Consider the following 19,272-nt stretch of genomic DNA (forward strand, 5'->3'; position numbering starts at 1 on the left):
TAAGCATAGCTGAAGATGAGGATATAAAAACTTAAAAATATCAGGAAAGCCTGATTGCTAAACTGTCAATAACCCAACTATTCCATCTGAATATACATGAACCAATCTGCGAAACGTCACTCACCGCTCCAAGTAGCCTTGATTGGTGGAGCGATCGCTACGACTGCTACAATATCTGTATTTGCTCAAGCTTGGACGAGGTGCGTTCACGCGGCTCTACAAGATAGTCCCAAGGCGTTAGTTGACCAGGTATGGCAACTGGTGAATCGTGAATATGTTGATGGCAAATTTAATCAACAAGATTGGCTAGCAACTAGGCAGAGCCTGTTAAATAAAGACTATACTTCCAATGAACAAGCTTATGTAGCCATCCGCGAAGCCCTGCAAAAACTGGGAGATCCCTACACGCGGTTTATGGACCCCAAACAGTTTGAAACCCTTACCAGTCAAACATCAGGGGAAGTTTCTGGAATTGGTATTCGCATGGAAGTAAACGAAAAAACCAAGCGATTGACCGTTGTTGAAGCTATAGAAAATTCCCCCGCACTCAAAGCAGGGATAAAAACAGGTGATGAGATTCTGGCAATTGACGGTAAACCAACTCTCAAGATGAAAGTAGATGATGCATCTAACTTGATTCGAGGGAAAGCTGGTACTGCTATCACCTTGCGGCTGGGAAGAACGGGAAAAAATGAATTTGATTTGAAGCTGACAAGGGCAACTATAGAAGTCCCCACAGTGCGTTATACCCTCAAGCAAGAAGGTGGTCGTCGGGTTGGCTATATTCGTTTAAGGGAGTTTAGCGCCCATGCAGCTGATCAAATGCGTCGGGCTATTCGTGACTTAAACGGTCAAAAAGTCGATTCCTATGTTTTGGATTTGCGAGGAAATCCCGGCGGTTTGTTGCAAGCAAGCATAGAAATTGCGCGGATGTGGTATGACAATGGTGCAATTGTCAAGACTGTAGACCGTGTGGGAGGTAGCGAAGAAACTAAAGCCAATCGTACAGCCTTGACAAATCGACCCTTAGCCGTGTTAGTAGACGGTAATTCTGCTAGTGCCAGCGAGATTCTCACCGGCGCACTCAAGGATAATAAACGGGCGGTTGTTGTTGGTAGTCAAACCTTCGGTAAAGCTTTGGTGCAATCAGTCCATGAACTGACAAATGGTTCTGGGTTAGCAGTTACCATTGCTCACTACTACACTCCTAAAGGTACAGATATTAACCATAAGGGGATTACTCCTGATATTCAACTAGATTTGACAGAAGCACAAGAGCTTCAGTTGGCTTCTAATCCAGATTTAATCGGGACTTTGAGTGATCCACAATATGCCCGTGCGATCGCAGTTCTGTCTAATAGCAAATTTGCTCAACCCCTTGTAATTCCTAACTCACAGCCTCTGAGCGTTCGTGCCGAAGACTTGAAATTTTAAGCTTCGTTGTTAGATGTTCATGTATTTTTGTGATTAATCTCCTCCCACTCTGGCAATACAGGGTGGGATTTTAGATTAAACAATCTGCAATTTAAAATACTCACTTCGCTAACGTATAGCAGCATACAAGGAGGTTAGGACATCAAGTAACCTGAGTTCGGAGTTCGGAGTTCGGAGTTTCTCCTATGCCTACGGTACGGCTTCGCCGAACGGAGACGCTACGCGAACGGAGTTATGATTTTTAAGAGCGAGAGAATAAGGGTTTGAGACTCTTACTGGGGGGGAGTTTTCCACAAATTATCTTATGTCGAACTCAGGTCAATTATATTAATGAAACTCCATCTACAACAGGGTTTTACTCCTGAATCCTGACTCCTGACTCCGAACTCCGAACTCCGAACTCCAAACTCCTGCTGTATATTTATTGATATCAGCCAGAAAAATTCAGATTTATGAGTCATCAGCCAGTTGAGGCAAATACCAGTCAAAGCTTACTCCCAAAGGTTTCGGTGGTAATACCTATTTATAATGGTGAGGCAGATTTACCAGACTTGCTTAATTGTCTGTTGTCGCAAAATTATCCCCAAGACCAAGTAGAGTATTTGCTAGTGGATAATAATAGTAGCGATCGCACTCTCTCCATTATCAAAGCAACTGCTGAAAATTCCCCCATCACTATCCTGCCCTTAAGTGAAAACAAAATTCAAAGTTCTTACGCCGCACGCAACACAGGTATTAGAACCGCAGTAGGTGAAATTATCGCTTTTACCGATGCAGATTGTCGTCCCCAACCCCAATGGTTAAATTCATTAATTCAGCCTTTCATTAACCCAGAAGTCGTAATTGTCGCTGGTGAAATTTTGGCACTACCAGGTAAAACCCTGCTTGAACAACACGCAGACAAGCAAGAAACCTTATCTCAAAAACATACCCTAGCCCATAAATTTTGTCCTTACGGTCAAACTGCAAATTTAGCAATTCGTCGTCACCTCTTCACCACAGCAGGTTTATTTCGTCCCTATCTCACCACTGGTGGAGATGCAGATATTTGTTGGCGTATTCTCAAAGCTAATCTTGGCAGTTTAGAATTTGCTCCAGATGCCATTGTCCAACACCGTCACCGATTGACAATTAAAGAATTAGCTAGTCAATGGCGACGTTACGGACGTTCTAATCGCTATTTACATGAACTACATGGCGTAGACTTGATGCGTGAAATGACACCTCAAGACTACGGTTATCGTCTGCTACGTTGGTTACTCAAAGAAGTACCAAAAACAAGTTTCAACAACATCATTGGTAAAGCAAGTCTTGTAGATTTGTTAGAAACTCCCATTGGTTTATTTACCGCTAGAGCGCGTTCTGAAGGACAAAAAAAGGCAAAATTGCCAGAAAATGCCAAAATCATTGAATGGTTGTGATAGTCTCCAACTCGAAAGTTCAGAGATGCTTAAAAAATCGGCTCAACCACCATAAAAATCATCTAATCTCACATCTTTCCAAATCTCAGAAACCTGCCACCCTGTGTTGCCAATAGAGTAAACTACTGGATTATCGCGCAAGGGGATATATTGAGGTTCTTGATTTTCTTCACTTGTGAATGCTGTTTCATCAATTATTGCTTCTGGAGAATACAGAGATTCCTTTTGCAGATTTTGCTCTTCTTCCTCCATATTCTTGATTTTATCGAGAAGGAGTTTTTCGGATTTCTTAATCAGTTTCATAGTTTCTGTATTTAAAATTTTGACAAGTGGACATTAAAGGCAAAAAATTTCCAGACTGAATTTTAAGCCAGACCAATATAGTCTTTCAATAACAGTCAGAAAGATCAGCAAAAAGCTCGTATGAAATAGAGTTGTAAAAAACTACCTGCGGAAAACTAGGATACAACAAATTTACAGAAAATACGAGTGGTCTAGTCAAAAATTTATTGATAATGAGGCTCAAACCCTTTCCTATCGTGCCTCCTGCCTTAAATTACATCCCCAACATTGAAAGTTTTCCCTGCTACTGTTACTTGGTCGTTAGGCTCTAATTTTCGCCCGCGTCGGGTTTCAATTGTGCCATTGACTTTGATCTCGCCATCAATAATCATCAATTTGGCTTGTCCTCCCGTTGCGGTGATACCCACTAACTTTAAAAACTGGTCTAGCTTAATCATGTTAAAACTGGTAGAGAATAAATAATTGTCGTTGCTTTTTTACTTTTAAGAAAGGCGATGGGCTACACCGCATCAGAAGCGATCGCAGATTATTCTATCCTTAAATACCTTATTTTTTGTTCTTACTTACGGAATATGGCCTGAGATAAGGTTATTAAGGTACGTCAAATTGCTTGATTGTTACCGAATTATAGAGTTTGATGTACCTTAAAAAACGCTTATTATCAAGCTAGAAATACCAACTTAAATTATCTATTTTTCTTAACTCCGCGATAAAATTTTCTAGCACAATAACGTACTTCATACCCATGCAAATAGACTGGAAAACCGTCAAAGCCTACGAAGATATCCTGTATCAAAAAACCGACGGTATCGCTAAAATCACCATCAACCGTCCCCATAAACGTAATGCTTTTCGCCCTAAGACAGTTTTTGAATTATACGAAGCTTTTTGTGATGCCCGTGAAGATACCAACATTGGCGTAGTTTTATTTATGGGCGCAGGCCCCCACACAGATGGTAAATATGCTTTCTGTTCTGGTGGTGATCAAAGTGTACGCGGACAAGCTGGTTATGTTGATGATGCAGGTATTCCCCGTTTAAACGTTTTGGACTTGCAACGTCTCATTCGTTCCATGCCAAAAGTAGTAATCGCGTTAGTTGCTGGATATGCCATTGGTGGTGGTCACGTTTTACATCTAATTTGTGACCTTACAATTGCTGCCGATAACGCCATTTTTGGACAAACAGGCCCCAAAGTTGGCAGTTTTGATGGTGGTTTTGGTGCGAGTTACCTAGCACGGATAGTAGGACAAAAAAAAGCACGAGAAATTTGGTATCTTTGTCGTCAATATAATGCCGAACAAGCTTTAGAAATGGGTTTAGTTAATACTGTCGTCCCCATAGAACAACTAGAAACTGAAGGTATACAATGGGCGCAAGAAATCTTAGAAAAAAGCCCCATTGCTATTCGTTGTCTCAAAGCTGCATTTAACGCTGACTGTGATGGACAAGCTGGTTTACAAGAACTAGCTGGTAATGCCACCCTACTCTATTACATGACAGAGGAAGGATCTGAAGGAAAACAAGCCTTTCTCGAAAAACGTCCCCCGAATTTTCGTGAATTTCCTTGGTTACCTTAAAATAATGGCAAAATCGCACCTGTTAGCAAGGTGCGATCTTGGAAAAGTAAAAATTGGCAAAACTTAAAATTTTAAAGTCAAATTTTATTTCAAACAAAGAAAAAATTGATTACAGTAATTACAGTAATAAAGGGCAACTAAATTAGGATTGCTGTCGTCTTGACTTCTTGTGGCGAAGAAACTGGTATTTCTTCCACAGGAGCAAGTGCTGGAACTTCTAAATCTGAGTTTAAGGTTTGAGCCACAGGTAATACTGGTTTTGCTACTGGTAAACTCCAAGAATCTTCTAAAGTTTCCCAAGGAGGTGCAAAAGCTGGTAGTGCTAAATGGCACGCTTTCCAAGTACTTTGCACTGGTGCGCCCAATTTCTGACACATTCCACCACGACGACCCTCTGGTTGGTAATGACGGCAATATCGACAGGCAGATGTTAAATGGTGATTAGGTTTCATTTGGGTTCATCTTTAGTGCCGTTTAGGGCTGGTTATCACACTTAAATATTTTCCTTCTATGACAAAATAGGTATAAGAGCCAAAAAGGTATTATTTTATCTGGGTTCTAGCTATTTTTATTAAAAAATAAACTTTAGGATGTCTTTAGAATCTTGTTATATATGTAAATAATTACTAGAGTGGTTACATACTTGTTTTTGGCTAAAAAGCATTGGGGATCAAAGTTAAAAGTTTAGCTTTAGATTTAGTCAGGTTTTAAAACTATTCCTTCACACACTCCTAAATCACACTTTATTAGGATAATTCATCAGTTTCATAGCTCAAGGCTAGATATGATAGCAGATAATTTTCTAATATCTAAAAAAAATTCCTGAACTCCTGACTCCTGACTCCGAACTCCGAACTCCAAACTCCGAACTCCCCCCTTAACACTGTTTAGCCGCACAGGGAGAACAAACAAGCCAACGCTGGAGTTCACCGGGTGGGGTGGGACATTGACACTGGGGACAAAGGGGTAAATTGTGCGATCGCTCTTGCATAGCCATAGCCCAAAGAGCAAACGCAGTCTGAGCATCATCAACAGATTTTCTAACTTCAGGTTCAGAACCACTCTTAACACCGAGGTAACTGGGATGTTCTGGTGGTGAAACCGTTGGAGGTTGATTTCCTTTTAATGGCGTAAGCTTCCATTCAGCAGTTGAGAACCGAACATCCATCAAAGGCGCAGATAACTTTTTATTTAACTTTACAAGTATGGCATTGCGTCCAAAAGTTAAATTTTGCGCCCAAGCAGCACTAGAAGTTGCTACCCATAACACATCTCGCTGAATTGACACAGGACGAGTTTGAGCAGCAACCTTAGCACCAACAACTTCTACCCAAAACTTAAGCACGTATTGAAATGGTTGCTCTTGCCATTTGGCTTTCTGTTCCAGAATGCCTAAAATATCATTAACAGATTTGAATGACATCTTTAATATCCAAACAAAGTAAACAATGAGTCAAAATCCCATAATCGATTCTGGCACTCAACCGCCTAACCAGTCTGGCTTAAAGCCAGTACTAGCCACAGCACTGGCGAGTTTAGAAGTGCAGCTAGATCAAGAGTTAACTCGATACCGACGCACACGCAGTGGATTTCGTCCGCCAAAACAAGTTGGTGTAGAGACTTACATGAGTAATCAACCTCAACAAAATGGCACGACTGCAACACTGGAGAAAACTCAGTCAGCAGTAGAAGTCAACACTAACCCAATTCCCCAGCAAAGCCCATCCCCAGAGATAGACAAACAGGCAGAAATTGATCATTTGCATCTGTCTTCTAGCCAAGAGTCTAGCAAAACAGAAACTCCAGCAGATGCAACATCCATCAGCAGCATAGTACCGACAAAGGCTAAGGCTTCTGAACATCAAGTTCTCCTCCCAGCGGAGGATACTTCTAAACAGCCAGATGATTATTTAGAATCTAGTGAAGCACTGCTACGGAGTTTGACTGAAGAACAAGCACCAATAAAGAAATCAAGTAATTCTAGTGACAGCTTGCTGTCACCTTTGGGGATTGGTTCTATGCTACTGCTGTTATTGGCTAGTCTGACTTTAGGTTATGTGGTATTCAATCCCAAAACTTTACCGCAATTGAATTTAAGTAAATTATTTAACGTTACTTCTTCATCAAATACTGTAAATCCTGAAATAACTGAGAGTAATACCCCACCGATAGCAGTACCAGAAATTACACCAATACCCAAATATCCTAATTTGGCTACTCGTGAATTTCCAGAAGTGAAAGATCCTAATGATGTAGTGGGTTTGAAACCTAAAGTCCAACCAACTCCGACAGCAATACCTCAAGCTATTGCCGTCCAAACTCCAAAAAATCCAGTAATTCCCCAAACTTCAGTTCCCCCTGTCCCCCCTGTCACTCCAACACCTCAGCCTCAGTCAACGGCAACCTCACCAACGCTAAATGAAGAAATTCAACCATCCTCAGATGGGTTCTATTATGTGGTAGTTGATAATCAAGGCGCTGGTGCTTTAACTGCTGCGCGGCAAGTAGTTCCTGATGCCTATTTATCCCCTAACCAAAAATATATTTATCTGGGTGCGTTGAAGACTAAAGAGGAAGTAAAACTCAGGTTGCAACAATTAAAAGCAAAGGGAATTAACGCTAGTGTACAGAAGTAGACAGGGGGGCAGGGGAGCAGGGGAGCAGGGGAGAATAATTTATTAGCAATTAGCAATTACTCCCTTCCCAGTCCTCAATCCCCCCTAATGGAGCATAGCCAAGATGGAAGTGATGAAGCGTATTCTGCGGGTAATTCGTTCTAATCTCAATGATTTGGTCAACGGTGCTGAAGATCCGGAAAAAGTGATGGAGAGAGCTTTTCTGGAGATGCAGGAAAATCTGGTGCAATTGCGGCAAGGGGTTGCTTGTGCGATCGCAACTCAAAAACGTACTGAGCGTCAAGCGATCGCTGCTCAATCCCAAGTAGAAGAATGGTATCGTCGCGCCCAACTAGCTTTGCAACAAGGTAATGAATCTCTAGCGCGGGAAGCTCTCACCAAACGCCAAGCTTACCAAGAAACTAGTGCTTCTCTCTCTTTGCAAATGGATCAGCAACAAGTAGTTGTAGGGAAGTTGAAACAGGATATGCGGACACTAGAGTTAAAAATTGTGGAGGTAAAAACCAAAAAAGATATGTACATTGCTCGCGCTCGTTCTGCCCAGGCATCTTATAAACTTCAGGAAATGCTGAGTGGAGTTTCTGCTACAACCAGCTTGAGCGCTTGGGAACGGATGGAAGAAAAAGTTTTACAGATGGAAGCACAAACAGAAGTAATTGCTCAACTTAGTAGTGATGATCTGGAAACAAGATTTGCTAAGTTGAAATCTAGTAATAACATTGATGCTGAACTGACAGCGATGAAAACTCAGATGTTAGGCGAGGTAGATCAAAAAACGTAGGCAGATGGGGAGATGAGGAGATGGGAAGATGTGGAAGATCTTCTCTTCACTACTGATAGTGTAAAGTGGTGTAAGCCTTACTCCTGTAGGGACAGATTGCAATACGCCCCTACAAAACTACTTACCTGACATTAAAGTAGCTGAATTATAGTGTCATGATTCAGAATGGAGAGAGGATACCAATCCAAACTGAAAAGATTAAATTTAAACAGGTAGCTATTAAACAATACAAAAGCTAACTTTCCAACAAAGCGCGTAAACCTCAACAGGAACAACAAACTTATGGGATTATTTGATCGTCTTAAAAGAGTAATTGGTTCTAATGTTAACGATCTGATCAGTAAAGCCGAAGATCCAGAAAAAATGCTAGAACAAGCCATCCTGGAAATGCAGGAAGACTTGGTACAGCTACGTCAGGGGGTGGCTCAAGCGATCGCAGCCCAAAAACGAACCGAGAAACAGTACAATGATGGGCAAAATGAAATCAACAAATGGCAACGCAACGCCCAACTAGCTCTGCAAAAAGGTGACGAAAACCTGGCACGTCAAGCTTTGGAGCGCAAAAAGACCTACACAGAAACCGGTACAGCCCTCAAAGCTAGCCTAGATCAGCAAGTTACTCAGGTAGATAGCCTGAAGCGCAATTTAATCCAACTAGAGAGCAAGATTTCTGAAGCTAAAACCAAGAAAGAAATGCTCAAAGCCCGGATTACTACCGCTAAAGCCCAAGAGCAACTGCAAGGTATGGTCAGCGGGATGAATACCAGTAGCGCCATGTCTGCTTTTGAGCGCATGGAAGAAAAGGTAATGATCCAGGAAGCCCGCGCTCAATCTATGGGAGAGTTGGCAGGTGCAGATTTAGAAAGCCAATTTGCACGTTTAGAATCTGGTAGTGATGTAGATGATGAATTAGCAGCCCTAAAAGCATCATTAGCACCTGCACCCGCACCCATAGCAGAATTACCCCCCTCTCAACCAACCAGTACTGCTAAACCTGTAGAAACTGCTGAACCGGTGGATTCTGAGTTGGAAGCCCTACGAAAGCAATTGGATCAAATGTAAAACGTTTGCAGACAAGAAACTTGAGAAAATCCCGCACCTCTTAGTTGTGGGATTTTGCTTCCTTGGTAATGGGTAATTGGTAATTGGTAATGGGGATGAGTAATTAGTAAACTTCCTTCTGTCACCTGTCACCTGTTCCCTGTTCCCTCAGATTGGGATAAAGTATTTTGTGTGTCAACTTTGATCAATGCCACCTAATGGAGACTTTAATGAGTAAGGGTGTAATCACTATCACTGATGCTGACTTTGAAACAGAAGTGTTAAAAGCCGATCAGCCTGTATTAGTTTACTTTTGGGCTTCCTGGTGTGGGCCTTGTCAATTGATGTCGCCAATGATTAACCTAGCTGCTAACACTTACAGCGATCGCTTGAAAATTGTGAAAATGGAAATAGACCCCAATCCTTTAACTGTCAAACAGTATCAGGTGGAAGGTGTCCCAGCGTTAAGGCTAATTAGAGATAGCAAACTCATAGAATCCACAGAAGGAGTAATTACCAAAGATAAATTACTCAGCCTTTTAGAACAGCATTTAAATAATAATTAGCAAATAATTCGTAATTCGTAATTCGTAATTCGTAATTGAAGAGGGTATGAGCCATCACCATAATCTTCGATTTGTTGGTCTGTAATCAGGGCTAATAATAATTATAATTACGGATTATAAATTATCAATTACGAATTATTTTGACTCATCAGCAACGACTAATGACTAAGATGGAATTTGCAAAACGGTTACAACCTCTACAATCTAATGTATTTGCTGATATGGACAGAGCCAAGGCTATTGCTGTGGCTGCTGGACGGGAATTAATTGATTTATCTCTTGGTTCTTCCGATTTACCGGCGGAAAATCATGTCATTGAAGCGATCGCCAAATCTCTCTATGATCCTAGTACTCACGGTTATTTGCTGTTTCGGGGTACAAAAGGGTTTCGTCAAGCTGTGGCACAATGGTATGAACAAAAGTTCGGTATTAAAGTTGACCCAGAAACAGAAGTTTTACCTCTGATTGGTTCTCAGGAAGGAACTGCTCATTTACCTTTAGCAATTCTCAATCCCGGCGATTTTGCCCTATTATTAGACCCTGGTTATCCTTCCCATGTCGGAGGAGTTTATTTAGCTAGTGGGCAAATTTACACAATGCCATTAAAGGCAGAAAATAATTTTTTACCCGTGTTGACTGATATTCCCGCTTCAGTTTTGGCTCAGTCACGAATGATGGTATTAAGCTATCCCCATAATCCCACCAGTGCGATCGCACCTTTATCTTTCTTCAAAGAAGCCGTAGCTTTTTGTCAGCAAAATAATATCGTCCTAGTTCACGATTTCCCCTATGTAGATTTAGTTTTTACAGAAGCCGAAACTCCCAGTTCCCAATCCTTAGTTCCTTCAATTTTGCAAGCTGACCCAGAAAAAAGCGTCTCTATTGAGTTTTTTACCTTGTCGAAGTCTTACAATATGGGTGGTTTCCGCATAGGTTATGCGATCGGTAATGCCGAACTAATTCAAGCTTTAAGACAGGTAAAAGCCGCAGTTGACTTTAATCAATATTTAGGAATTTTAAATGGTGCGATCGCCGCACTGACAGGAAATCAAGCTGGTGTTAAAGTTGCCGTTGATACCTTCCGTCAACGCCGTGATACTTTTATAAATGCCTTACACCGTATTGGTTGGAACGTTCCCACACCCGAAGCAACAATGTACATTTGGGCAAAATTACCTGAATATTGGAGTAACAATTCTATTGAATTCTGCACCGAGCTAGTGGAAAAAACAGGTGTAGCTGCTTCCCCTGGTGCAGGTTTTGGCAAAGCTGGAGAAGGCTATGTTCGTTTTGCTTTGGTACAAGAGCCAGATGTTTTAGAAACCGCTGTCGAGAGAATTGCAGAGTTTCTGAAATAATTGTCAATTCAGACTTCTCTAGCTTCTCTAAGTAAATAGACGTAGATAAATACGGTAATAATCTTCATATTTTTATTGAAAAAATACAGTAGCTTTATCAAATAAACCGCTAAATTCCCTTACAGTATATTTGTGTGTTCCACTATTAAATCGGCAATAGCTGCTACTTATTAGCAAACCTATTAGACATCTCCAAAAAATTAAATGTAAGTTTCCTAGAACCCTTGTAGAGACGTTCTATGGAACTTCTCTACTTTTTGGAGATGTCTATTATTAACTCGGCCCAAAGATAGAAATAACTTTAAACTCAACTCTAAAAAAAATGAAACACTCTTTTGGAAAATTGTTAGTTGGTGCATCAATGGCGATTGGTTTGGGTGCTGTAGCAGCTACCCCAGCACAAGCTGGTACTCTCACTGGTGCTACTATTGGTGGAACAGCCGCAAGTGACTATTTAGTCTATGATGTTTCAGGTAACAATACAGTTCTTGTACCTAGCACCCCAGCAAATGCAGCAGCAGTCTTAACTGGTAACGCCGCCAGCCCTACTGGTAATATTGAATTACGTAAAAGCACTGAACAAGGAACTTTTACTGCAAATGATTTCACTAAAAATACCACTTTGTCAGGGCAAATTGGTGGTCAAGATATTACTCTCAGCAGCTTAACTTATGCAGACTGGTTTAGCACTGGCTCAGGAAATAGTACAGCCTATGGAGCAAATAATCTTGCTACTACTTGGTTTAATACATTCTTAACTCAAGCGAATAAAGCTAACTATGTTGGAACAGTTTTAGGTAACTTAGCCTATAGTGCATTTTTTAATATCAAAGGTTTTCAACGCTCTAGCGACCCTAATATCTCCTATGTTAACCAAGATGATGCGACTGGCTTGATTAAAATTGGGTTAGCAGGTCACTACAATTTAAAAGCTGCTTATTCTGCACCAGGTTCACCATTTGCTACATTTGCTAGTTTACTACCCGCTGGATTTCAAGCCAGTGAAGTTGTCAAGTACACCTATAATGGAGTCACTGACTATCTCTACAGCTTTAATGCTACTGCTTCAGGTTTAAATTCAAACGACAATACATCATCCCATAATGGTAATTACGAAGTCACCATTCAAGGTGATCCTCAAGCAGTTCCCGAACCTTCTGTAATGCTTGGTGTGTTTGGTGTTGCTGGTATTGTAGCTGCACAACGTAAACTAAAAAAAGTGTCTGCTTAAGAAGCAGATTTCAACATTATCAATCTAGAAATTAGGGGTTTAGCATTGCTAAACTCTATATGTTGCAAACAATTATTTTGCATTCCTTAATTGCGGCAGCCAAATTCTTATAAATATTTCTTAAAATAAAGAAGGGTATATCTGTCAAATTACCTAACTTTAACCGTGAATTTATCTGCTCAAACATTACCACTAGTTAAAAATCCTGAAAGACTAGAAAACCGTCTTGGGGAGATTCCTGCTGAACCGGGGGTTTACTTAATGCGAGATGGGAGTGATCGCATAATATATATAGGTAAATCTCGCAAATTGCGATCGCGTGTCCGTTCCTATTTCCGTGACTCCACTAACAAAACGGAACGCATCAACACAATGGTCAAGCTGGTGACAGAAATTGAATTTATCGTCACTGACACCGAAGTAGAAGCTTTAGCACTAGAAGCCAATTTAATCAAACAGCACCAGCCATATTTTAACGTCTTACTCAAAGATGATAAAAAATATCCTTATCTCTGCATTACTTGGTCAGAAGACTATCCGCGTATTTTTATTACCCGCAAACGCCAATTAGGAAAAGCCAAAGATAAATACTACGGACCTTATACAGATTCTGGTCTATTGCGAGAAATAGTCCACTTGTGTAAACGCATATTTCCCCTTAGACAAAGACCACAACCTTTATTTAAAGACCGTACCTGTTTAAATTATGATATTGGTCGCTGTCCTGGTGTTTGTCAAAAATTAGTTTCTCCCGAAGAATATCGCAAAATTGTTCAAAGGGTAGCAATGGTATTCCAAGGCAGGACTCAGGAACTAATTGATATTTTAACAGCGCAAATGCAAACTGCGGCTGAAGAATTGAATTTTGAAACAGCAGCGCGAGTTCGTGATCAAATTACTGGTCTAAAATCTCTAAATGCACAACAAAAAGTATCCTTACCTGATGATACTGTGTCACGAGATGCCATAGCCTTAGCCGCAGATGATCAACACGCTTGTATTCAATTATTCCAAATTCGTGCAGGTCAATTAGTCGGACGTTTGGGGTTTGTAGCAGATGCGCACGCTGAACCTGGGGCTATTTTACAACGAGTTTTAGAAGAACATTACCAAACTGCGGAAAGTGTAGAAATTCCAACAGAGATTTTGGTACAACATGAGTTATCCGACGGGGAATTTTTGACGGATATTTTAACTCAACGCAAAGGTAAAAAAGTGACAATTTTAGCTCCTTTGCGACAAACTAAGGCAGAATTAATCGAGATGGTGGAACGTAACGCCCAATTTGAGTTACAAAGAATGCAAAAATTGGGAAATAGTAATCTTCAAGCTACCCAAGATTTAGCTGCTATTCTCGATTTACCCGATTTACCCCAGCGCATTGAAGGTTATGATATTTCTCATATTCAAGGTTCTAATGCGGTAGCTTCTCAAGTTGTGTTTATTGATGGTTTACCAGCAAAACAATATTACCGTCATTACAAAATAAAAAATCCTAATGTTACTATCGGACACTCTGACGATTTTGCTAGTTTAGCAGAAGTTATTCAAAGACGATTTAGAAAATATACCGAAGATCCAAAATTATCACGCATAGATAATCCTGACTGGCCTGATTTAATTATGATTGATGGTGGTAAAGGTCAGTTGTCTTCCGTTGTAGCCATTTTACAAGAAATGGATTTACTTGCAGATTTACGGGTTGTGAGTTTAGCGAAAAAGCGTGAAGAAATCTTTTTACCTGACTCATCTCAACCTTTAAAAACAGACGCTGAACAACCGGGGGTACAGTTGCTGCGACGCTTGCGGGACGAAGCACACAGGTTTGCGGTGAGTTTTCATCGTCAACAAAGAAGTGATAAATTAAAGCGATCGCGTTTAGATGAAATTCCCGGTTTAGGACAACATAGGCAAAAGTTGCTTTTAGCTCATTTTCGTTCTGTTGATTATATCCGTCAAGCTACACCTACACAACTAGCTGAAGTTTCGGGAATTGGAACTCATTTAGCGCAGGAGATTTATAATTATTTTCATCCATCATGAGTAATTTAACTTTATTTTGGCATTAATCATCAATCATTAATCTAGCTAAAATTTCATTCCATCTCTCTTTGTGAATTTTTTGAAGTTCAGTATCTAATTCTATTAATTTAGAATAAATTTCAATAAAATCAGTAATAGACATGATTAACCTTAAATAATATTTGATTGTGGGTATAATTCCATTAACAATTACTTGACATCCATGTTCTGAAGCCATTTCTTTAATAACTTCATTAATTTGAGCAGCTTCTGATTTTTTAACATCTTTTGAAGTAAGGATATATAGCAATTCCCAATCTCATGAAATACACCCCACCCGCGCTATCGCGCACCCTCCCCTTACCAAGGGGAGGGTTGGGGAGAGGTAATTTTGTATCTAACTAGAGTGGGAAAGGATATAATATCTGCGAGGATTGTATTTCAGAATCTTCTCTTTAGCACGATAAAGAATTTGCAAAGTTATTTCTTGTCCATGTTTTATTTCTACTGCTTCAACAAGATGATTATTTTCATCAAAAATATCAATATCTCCAGCAGTCTTAGAAGTTCTGTCTGAAGCTGTATGACTGCCTAATTCTCCCAGTGTGCATGACTGATACCTAGAAATTTCTCTCACTAAAATTTGATAAATAGCATAGAAGGCAATAACAGGTAATTTTGAGCCACCCTTCGTTTTATAGTTATAATTAAAATGCTCTTCTAAAGCATTGACTAAACTTTTTATATCTAACTTTTCAGGATTGGTTAATTTAATAACTTCAACTAAGTTGGCATCCTTAGCTGATTGGATAAATTTTAGGAGTAATCTTAACACATTTTCTGATTGTTCAGGATGTGTTTGCACAAAATCAATAATGTTGATAAATGCTGTTTTCAGAGACTTAGGACTTATGTTTCCGTTATATAGCAATTCCCAATCTCATGAAATACACCCCACCCGCGCTGTCGCGCACCCTCCCCTTACCAAGGGGAGGGTTGGGGAGGGGTAATTTTGTATCTAACTAGAGTGGGAAAGGCTATATCTTCCAAAGAATATAATATTATTTCTAATGTTTTACCTTGATCATGATGCAATATATGCTTGACATTTTCTAAGATAACTACAGGAGGTTTTATATATTCAATGATTTCACATATATGAAAAAATAAAGTTCCTCTAGTATCATGAAAGCCTTTTTTTCTGCCACAAATACTAAAAGGTTGACAAGGAAAACCAGCCGTTAAAACATCGAAATCAGGTAAATTTTTAAAATCAATTTTTCTGAATATCATCTTCAGGCATTTCCCCAAAATTATTAAAATAGACTTTTTGGCAAGCTTCATTAATTTCACATGAATATACGCAGTCATATCCTGCTTTTTCAAAGCCTAATCTAAAACCTCCAATACCTGCGAAGAGATCAGCAAATTTGAGTTTAAATTTTTCCATAAAAAATTAGTTAAGTAGTATCTAATACAAATAGACTCAATATTATAGCAAAGTTTAAGACAACATCTTCAAAAATTGAAATCATGTGGTATATTTATCTACTAAGTTTCAGAAGCTACAATAATCTGCAACAGCGCTGTATTAATTCCATTTTGGTGAGATACTCACCGGATACCAAATCTTAATTAAATATAAAAATACAAATTTTGTGACTTAAACTACAGTTTTTCTCAGTCTGTAGCGGTTGAATACAAAGACAGACTATTTTGAAACAAGAGGGAAAACGCAACTGTCTCAAAGATTTATAGCTAGGGATCACCAATAACCTCAGAAGAAATCACAGCAAAGGTAAATTTCTATATCTAAAGTGTGAGGGCGATGAAGTATAAGGGTTAGGATAATGACTAATGAATATCAAAATTTTTTCTGTTAAAGTTTGTTAAGAAAAGTTAGCCAATTTTACGGCTGAAATATTTACTGACTAGAGTTACAGTTTTTCAAATTTTTCCAAAATTTTATTAAATCCAGGGGTTTTAAAATGCAAGTTTTACAAAAAATTCACTGCCCAAATTGCGGCAGTGCAGCTGAACGTCACTATATTGCTGAGAGTGAAATCACACGGACACAATGCCCAAGTTGTGATTACTTGATGATCACCTGCACTCGCACTGGTAAAGTAATTGAGGCTTATGCCCCAGGTATTTACGCCAAAAGGTAAGGGACTGGGGACTAGTTAAATAATTTGTAATTACGAATTACGAATTACGAATTACGAATTACGAATTACCTTTTGCTTGTTCTCAATTGTCCACAAGCTGCGTCAGCTTCTAAACCACGGGAGTAACGGACACTAACAGCGGTGTTTTGCTGCTGGAGAACGTTAACAAAGGCTTGAATACGATCGCGGTTTGGTCTTTTATAATCTACTTCCTCGATGGGGTTGTAAGGAATCAAATTCACATGACTTTGAAAACCTCGCAGACGTTTTGATAATTCCAAAGCGTGTTCTGGCAAGTCGTTTACCCCAGCGAGGAGGATATATTCAAAGGTGACTCTGCGTCCTGTTATTTCCACATATTCTCGACATTCATCGAGTAAGTCTTCTATGGGATAGGGTTTAGCACTGGGAATGAGTTGTTCCCGCAATGCTTGGTTAGGTGCGTGGAGACTGACAGCAAGGGTAATTTGAAACAGGTGTTCGGCTAGTTGACGAATGCGATCGCGGATGCCTACAGTAGAAACTGTGAGCGATCGCGCTCCTATCCCCACATCTTGATTAATGGATTTAATTGCAGAGATGACATTTTCCGTATTTAACAACGGTTCACCCATCCCCATAAACACCACATTACTCACCCGTTGCTGAAAATCTTCTTGTACAGTTAATACTTGATCAACAATTTCTGCACAGCTAAGATTGCGTTTATAGCCTCCTTTACCCGTAGCACAGAAATCACAAGCCATCGGACAACCAACTTGAGTAGAAACGCATACCGTTAACCGCTTATCACTGGGGATACCAACAGTTTCGACAATTTCCCCATCTGCCAGTTTCAACAGATATTTTACAGTGTCATCAGGGGCAACAGAACGGTAATGTAGACTTGAGCGGCCAATGGGAACATCCGCAACTTGCTCACGCCAACTTTTTGGAAACACAGAAATATCAGCGAGCGATCGCACTCCCTTATCATATATCCAATTATGCAATTGCTTACCCCGATAAGCAGGTTGTCCCTGCTGCTGAACCCAAGCAGTTAACTCCGCTACCGAAGCACCGAGGAGGGGGAGAACAAGTTCAGAATTTTCGGATGTGGGTAAACCTACTTGAGATACAAACGGTGTAGCAGACATAAAAAATTACTAATTGATGCAGGATCTCTATCTTACAACCTGTCAAAATAATTCGTGATTACAGCAGAAGTCAGGAGTCAGGAGTCAGGAGTCAGGAGTCAGGAGTCAGGAGTCAGGAGTCAGGAGGAAGAAGAATATTTTTCTCGTCTGTTCCCTGCTATATCAAACATTCTGTATCCTGAATCCTTAGATAGATAAAATTAGGACTTATGCAAAAACTGTTTCTTTCTCCTGACTCCTGAATTATTACTATTTTTTCCAAATTCAAATTAGATTCTTTTATTAACCAAAAGTTGTGCTATTCCAACCCCACATCGAACCTTTTGCATCTGCAAATTCTATGTAAATTCGATTTTTAGGAACACCCAGAAAAGAGTTAATTTGCTGGCAAAAGTCCTGACTCATCGCTGAAGTTTGTTCAGATTTCATTGTGCCAACACTCTTAATTTCAATATAGCAAACTGGGTCTGTAGTTCCGGCAAAAGTCATGGGTATTTCTGGCTCAAAAGAAGTCATTACATAGGATTCCGGTTTGCCTGTATGTTTCGCTAACTTAGCGGAAAGACCTTTGAGCATTGATTCAATTTCACTCTTTTCCGGGGCAGATACAGAAGTTTGAACTTTAATTAGTGGCATAATATTAACCGTTGTATGTGATGTTTGTATTAGCGTAGCGTTAATAAAAAACTGAGAACATTTTAATTTTATCTTTCATTCCCTATTCCCTATTCCCTATTCCCTATTGATGAGATGAACGAAACAAATGATTATGTTCAGGATGGTATAAACGAGAACGGCCTGTTACTGGTAATAGTGCGGGGCTAATTATATAAAGTGTCGTTCTGAGTAATTGTTGTTTGTGGGTACAAGTTGCCATTTCGTCAAGAGGAACAACCATAATTTTTTCATCAGGCCAACCAACGCGAAAGCAAATTGCTACTTGGGTTTGTGCTGGGTAATGTTCTAGTAGTTTGGTTTGAGCATCAGCGACATGACGCGCACTTAAATATAGGCAAAGACTAGCTTGATGTGATGCTAAAGTAGCTAATTCTTCTGTCGCGGGGACTTCTGTGCGTCCGCTGATGCGGGTGAGGATGATAGTTTGCACTAAACCAGGCACAGTTAATTCTACCTTCAATTTAGCCGCAGCAGCTTGGAAAGCACTGATCCCAGGGATGACCTCAAAAGGGATATTTGCCTCAGTTAAAAGCTGCATTTGCTCGTGGATAGCACTGTAAAGACTAGGATCACCGGAATGAAGACGAACCACAGATTTATGCGATCGCACCCCTTCAATCATAATCGGCAAAATCTCTTCTAAAGTCTTATTTGCCGTCCGAATAATCTGGGCATCTTGACGACAAATATCTAAAATTTGTTCTGGTATTAAAGAATCAGCAAATAAAATTACATCAGCAGCAGCCAGCAGTTTTTGGGCTTTCACCGTCAATAAATCAGGATCTCCAGGCCCTGCTCCCACAATATACACCGCTGATGCTAAGGGATGTTGCATCACACTAGCGGAACTCAAATTATTCGTATATTCACTCATACAAACTCACATAACAATTCAGCAGCAAAAAAATTTTTGGCATT

At 39.9% G+C, this 19,272-nt stretch carries 23 protein-coding genes; 12 read left to right on the forward strand and 11 right to left on the reverse strand.

The features are described 5' to 3' along the window. Positions 1-96: 96 nt before the first annotated feature. Positions 97-1,434, forward strand: a complete 1,338-nt coding sequence (gene ctpB, locus ACOWPH_RS01720; RefSeq protein ID WP_015213696.1) for a carboxyl-terminal processing protease CtpB — start codon at positions 97-99, stop codon at positions 1,432-1,434. Between the two features lie 452 nt (positions 1,435-1,886). Next, positions 1,887-2,855, forward strand: a complete 969-nt coding sequence (locus tag ACOWPH_RS01725; RefSeq protein ID WP_015213697.1) for a glycosyltransferase — start codon at positions 1,887-1,889, stop codon at positions 2,853-2,855. A gap of 42 nt (positions 2,856-2,897) precedes the next feature. On the opposite strand, the gene ACOWPH_RS01730 is transcribed toward ACOWPH_RS01725, so the two are convergent. Both ACOWPH_RS01730 and ACOWPH_RS01735 read right to left on the reverse strand, forming a co-directional pair. After that, positions 2,898-3,158, reverse strand: a complete 261-nt coding sequence (locus ACOWPH_RS01730; protein WP_015213698.1) for a hypothetical protein — start codon at positions 3,156-3,158, stop codon at positions 2,898-2,900. Positions 3,159-3,406: 248 nt separating this feature from the next. Next, positions 3,407-3,595 carry an RNA-binding S4 domain-containing protein gene (locus ACOWPH_RS01735; RefSeq protein ID WP_015213699.1) on the reverse strand — a complete coding sequence of 63 codons (189 nt, stop codon included), beginning with the start codon at positions 3,593-3,595 and terminating at the stop codon, positions 3,407-3,409. 308 nt (positions 3,596-3,903) lie between these two features. On the opposite strand from ACOWPH_RS01735, the gene menB reads away from it, so the two are divergent. Continuing rightward, the gene (gene menB, locus ACOWPH_RS01740; protein WP_015213700.1) at positions 3,904-4,737 is read left to right on the forward strand and encodes a 1,4-dihydroxy-2-naphthoyl-CoA synthase; all 834 of its coding nucleotides are present in this window, start codon (positions 3,904-3,906) and stop codon (positions 4,735-4,737) included. A gap of 137 nt (positions 4,738-4,874) precedes the next feature. Here the strand turns inward: menB and ACOWPH_RS01745 are convergent, their stop codons facing one another. Both ACOWPH_RS01745 and ACOWPH_RS01750 read right to left on the reverse strand, forming a co-directional pair. After that, positions 4,875-5,189: a hypothetical protein gene (locus tag ACOWPH_RS01745; protein WP_015213701.1), complete on the reverse strand. Its 315-nt coding sequence runs from the start codon at positions 5,187-5,189 to the stop codon at positions 4,875-4,877. A gap of 425 nt (positions 5,190-5,614) precedes the next feature. Further along, on the reverse strand, positions 5,615-6,160 hold the full coding sequence (locus ACOWPH_RS01750; protein ID WP_015213702.1) for a DUF721 domain-containing protein: 546 nt from the start codon (positions 6,158-6,160) through the stop codon (positions 5,615-5,617). A 25-nt stretch (positions 6,161-6,185) separates the two neighbouring features. On the opposite strand from ACOWPH_RS01750, the gene ACOWPH_RS01755 reads away from it, so the two are divergent. From ACOWPH_RS01755 to uvrC, 7 genes are all read left to right on the forward strand, one after another. Next, positions 6,186-7,373: a hypothetical protein gene (locus tag ACOWPH_RS01755; protein WP_015213703.1), complete on the forward strand. Its 1,188-nt coding sequence runs from the start codon at positions 6,186-6,188 to the stop codon at positions 7,371-7,373. A gap of 103 nt (positions 7,374-7,476) precedes the next feature. After that, positions 7,477-8,154, forward strand: a complete 678-nt coding sequence (locus ACOWPH_RS01760) for a PspA/IM30 family protein (protein WP_015213704.1) — start codon at positions 7,477-7,479, stop codon at positions 8,152-8,154. Between the two features lie 282 nt (positions 8,155-8,436). Continuing rightward, complete coding sequence (locus ACOWPH_RS01765) at positions 8,437-9,216, forward strand: PspA/IM30 family protein (protein WP_015213705.1); 780 nt, start codon at positions 8,437-8,439, stop codon at positions 9,214-9,216. A gap of 209 nt (positions 9,217-9,425) precedes the next feature. Next, on the forward strand, positions 9,426-9,761 hold the full coding sequence (locus tag ACOWPH_RS01770; RefSeq protein ID WP_015213706.1) for a thioredoxin family protein: 336 nt from the start codon (positions 9,426-9,428) through the stop codon (positions 9,759-9,761). 161 nt (positions 9,762-9,922) lie between these two features. Continuing rightward, positions 9,923-11,119, forward strand: a complete 1,197-nt coding sequence (locus ACOWPH_RS01775) for an LL-diaminopimelate aminotransferase (RefSeq protein ID WP_015213707.1) — start codon at positions 9,923-9,925, stop codon at positions 11,117-11,119. Between the two features lie 322 nt (positions 11,120-11,441). Then, on the forward strand, positions 11,442-12,350 hold the full coding sequence (locus ACOWPH_RS01780; RefSeq protein WP_015213708.1) for an NF038130 family PEP-CTERM protein: 909 nt from the start codon (positions 11,442-11,444) through the stop codon (positions 12,348-12,350). Between the two features lie 165 nt (positions 12,351-12,515). Continuing rightward, positions 12,516-14,393 (forward strand): excinuclease ABC subunit UvrC, encoded by a 1,878-nt coding sequence (gene uvrC / locus ACOWPH_RS01785; RefSeq protein WP_015213709.1) that lies wholly within the window; start codon positions 12,516-12,518, stop codon positions 14,391-14,393. Between the two features lie 22 nt (positions 14,394-14,415). On the opposite strand, the gene ACOWPH_RS01790 is transcribed toward uvrC, so the two are convergent. The 4 genes from ACOWPH_RS01790 to ACOWPH_RS01805 form a co-directional block, all read right to left on the reverse strand. After that, positions 14,416-14,682 (reverse strand): hypothetical protein, encoded by a 267-nt coding sequence (locus ACOWPH_RS01790; RefSeq protein WP_042464750.1) that lies wholly within the window; start codon positions 14,680-14,682, stop codon positions 14,416-14,418. A gap of 87 nt (positions 14,683-14,769) precedes the next feature. Continuing rightward, complete coding sequence (locus tag ACOWPH_RS01795) at positions 14,770-15,237, reverse strand: hypothetical protein (protein WP_052334515.1); 468 nt, start codon at positions 15,235-15,237, stop codon at positions 14,770-14,772. Between the two features lie 116 nt (positions 15,238-15,353). Continuing rightward, a complete protein-coding gene (locus tag ACOWPH_RS01800) occupies positions 15,354-15,665 on the reverse strand; it encodes a DNA cytosine methyltransferase (protein ID WP_052334516.1) in 312 nt (103 codons plus the stop codon). After that, on the reverse strand, positions 15,646-15,822 hold the full coding sequence (locus ACOWPH_RS01805) for a DNA cytosine methyltransferase (RefSeq protein ID WP_244887741.1): 177 nt from the start codon (positions 15,820-15,822) through the stop codon (positions 15,646-15,648). Before ACOWPH_RS01805 ends, ACOWPH_RS01800 begins: the two co-directional genes overlap by 20 nt. 538 nt (positions 15,823-16,360) lie before the next feature. Here ACOWPH_RS01805 and ACOWPH_RS01810 point away from each other — a divergent pair. After that, on the forward strand, positions 16,361-16,540 hold the full coding sequence (locus tag ACOWPH_RS01810; protein ID WP_015213710.1) for a hypothetical protein: 180 nt from the start codon (positions 16,361-16,363) through the stop codon (positions 16,538-16,540). A 65-nt stretch (positions 16,541-16,605) separates the two neighbouring features. Here the strand turns inward: ACOWPH_RS01810 and rlmN are convergent, their stop codons facing one another. Next, entirely contained in the window at positions 16,606-17,676 is a 1,071-nt protein-coding gene (gene rlmN / locus ACOWPH_RS01815) for a 23S rRNA (adenine(2503)-C(2))-methyltransferase RlmN (RefSeq protein WP_015213711.1), read from the reverse strand. A gap of 54 nt (positions 17,677-17,730) precedes the next feature. Between rlmN and ACOWPH_RS01820 the strand changes: the two genes are divergently transcribed. Further along, positions 17,731-17,874, forward strand: a complete 144-nt coding sequence (locus ACOWPH_RS01820; protein WP_171815783.1) for a hypothetical protein — start codon at positions 17,731-17,733, stop codon at positions 17,872-17,874. Between the two features lie 84 nt (positions 17,875-17,958). Here ACOWPH_RS01820 and ACOWPH_RS01825 read toward each other — a convergent pair whose 3' ends face one another. Further along, a complete protein-coding gene (locus ACOWPH_RS01825) occupies positions 17,959-18,312 on the reverse strand; it encodes a phenylpyruvate tautomerase MIF-related protein (RefSeq protein WP_015213712.1) in 354 nt (117 codons plus the stop codon). Between the two features lie 103 nt (positions 18,313-18,415). Further along, the gene (cobM, locus tag ACOWPH_RS01830; protein ID WP_015213713.1) at positions 18,416-19,228 is read right to left on the reverse strand and encodes a precorrin-4 C(11)-methyltransferase; all 813 of its coding nucleotides are present in this window, start codon (positions 19,226-19,228) and stop codon (positions 18,416-18,418) included. Between the last annotated feature and the right edge of the window lie 44 nt (positions 19,229-19,272).

The organism is Anabaena sp. PCC 7938, from assembly GCF_049315035.1.
Taxonomy (GTDB): Bacteria; Cyanobacteriota; Cyanobacteriia; order Cyanobacteriales; family Nostocaceae; genus Anabaena; species Anabaena cylindrica.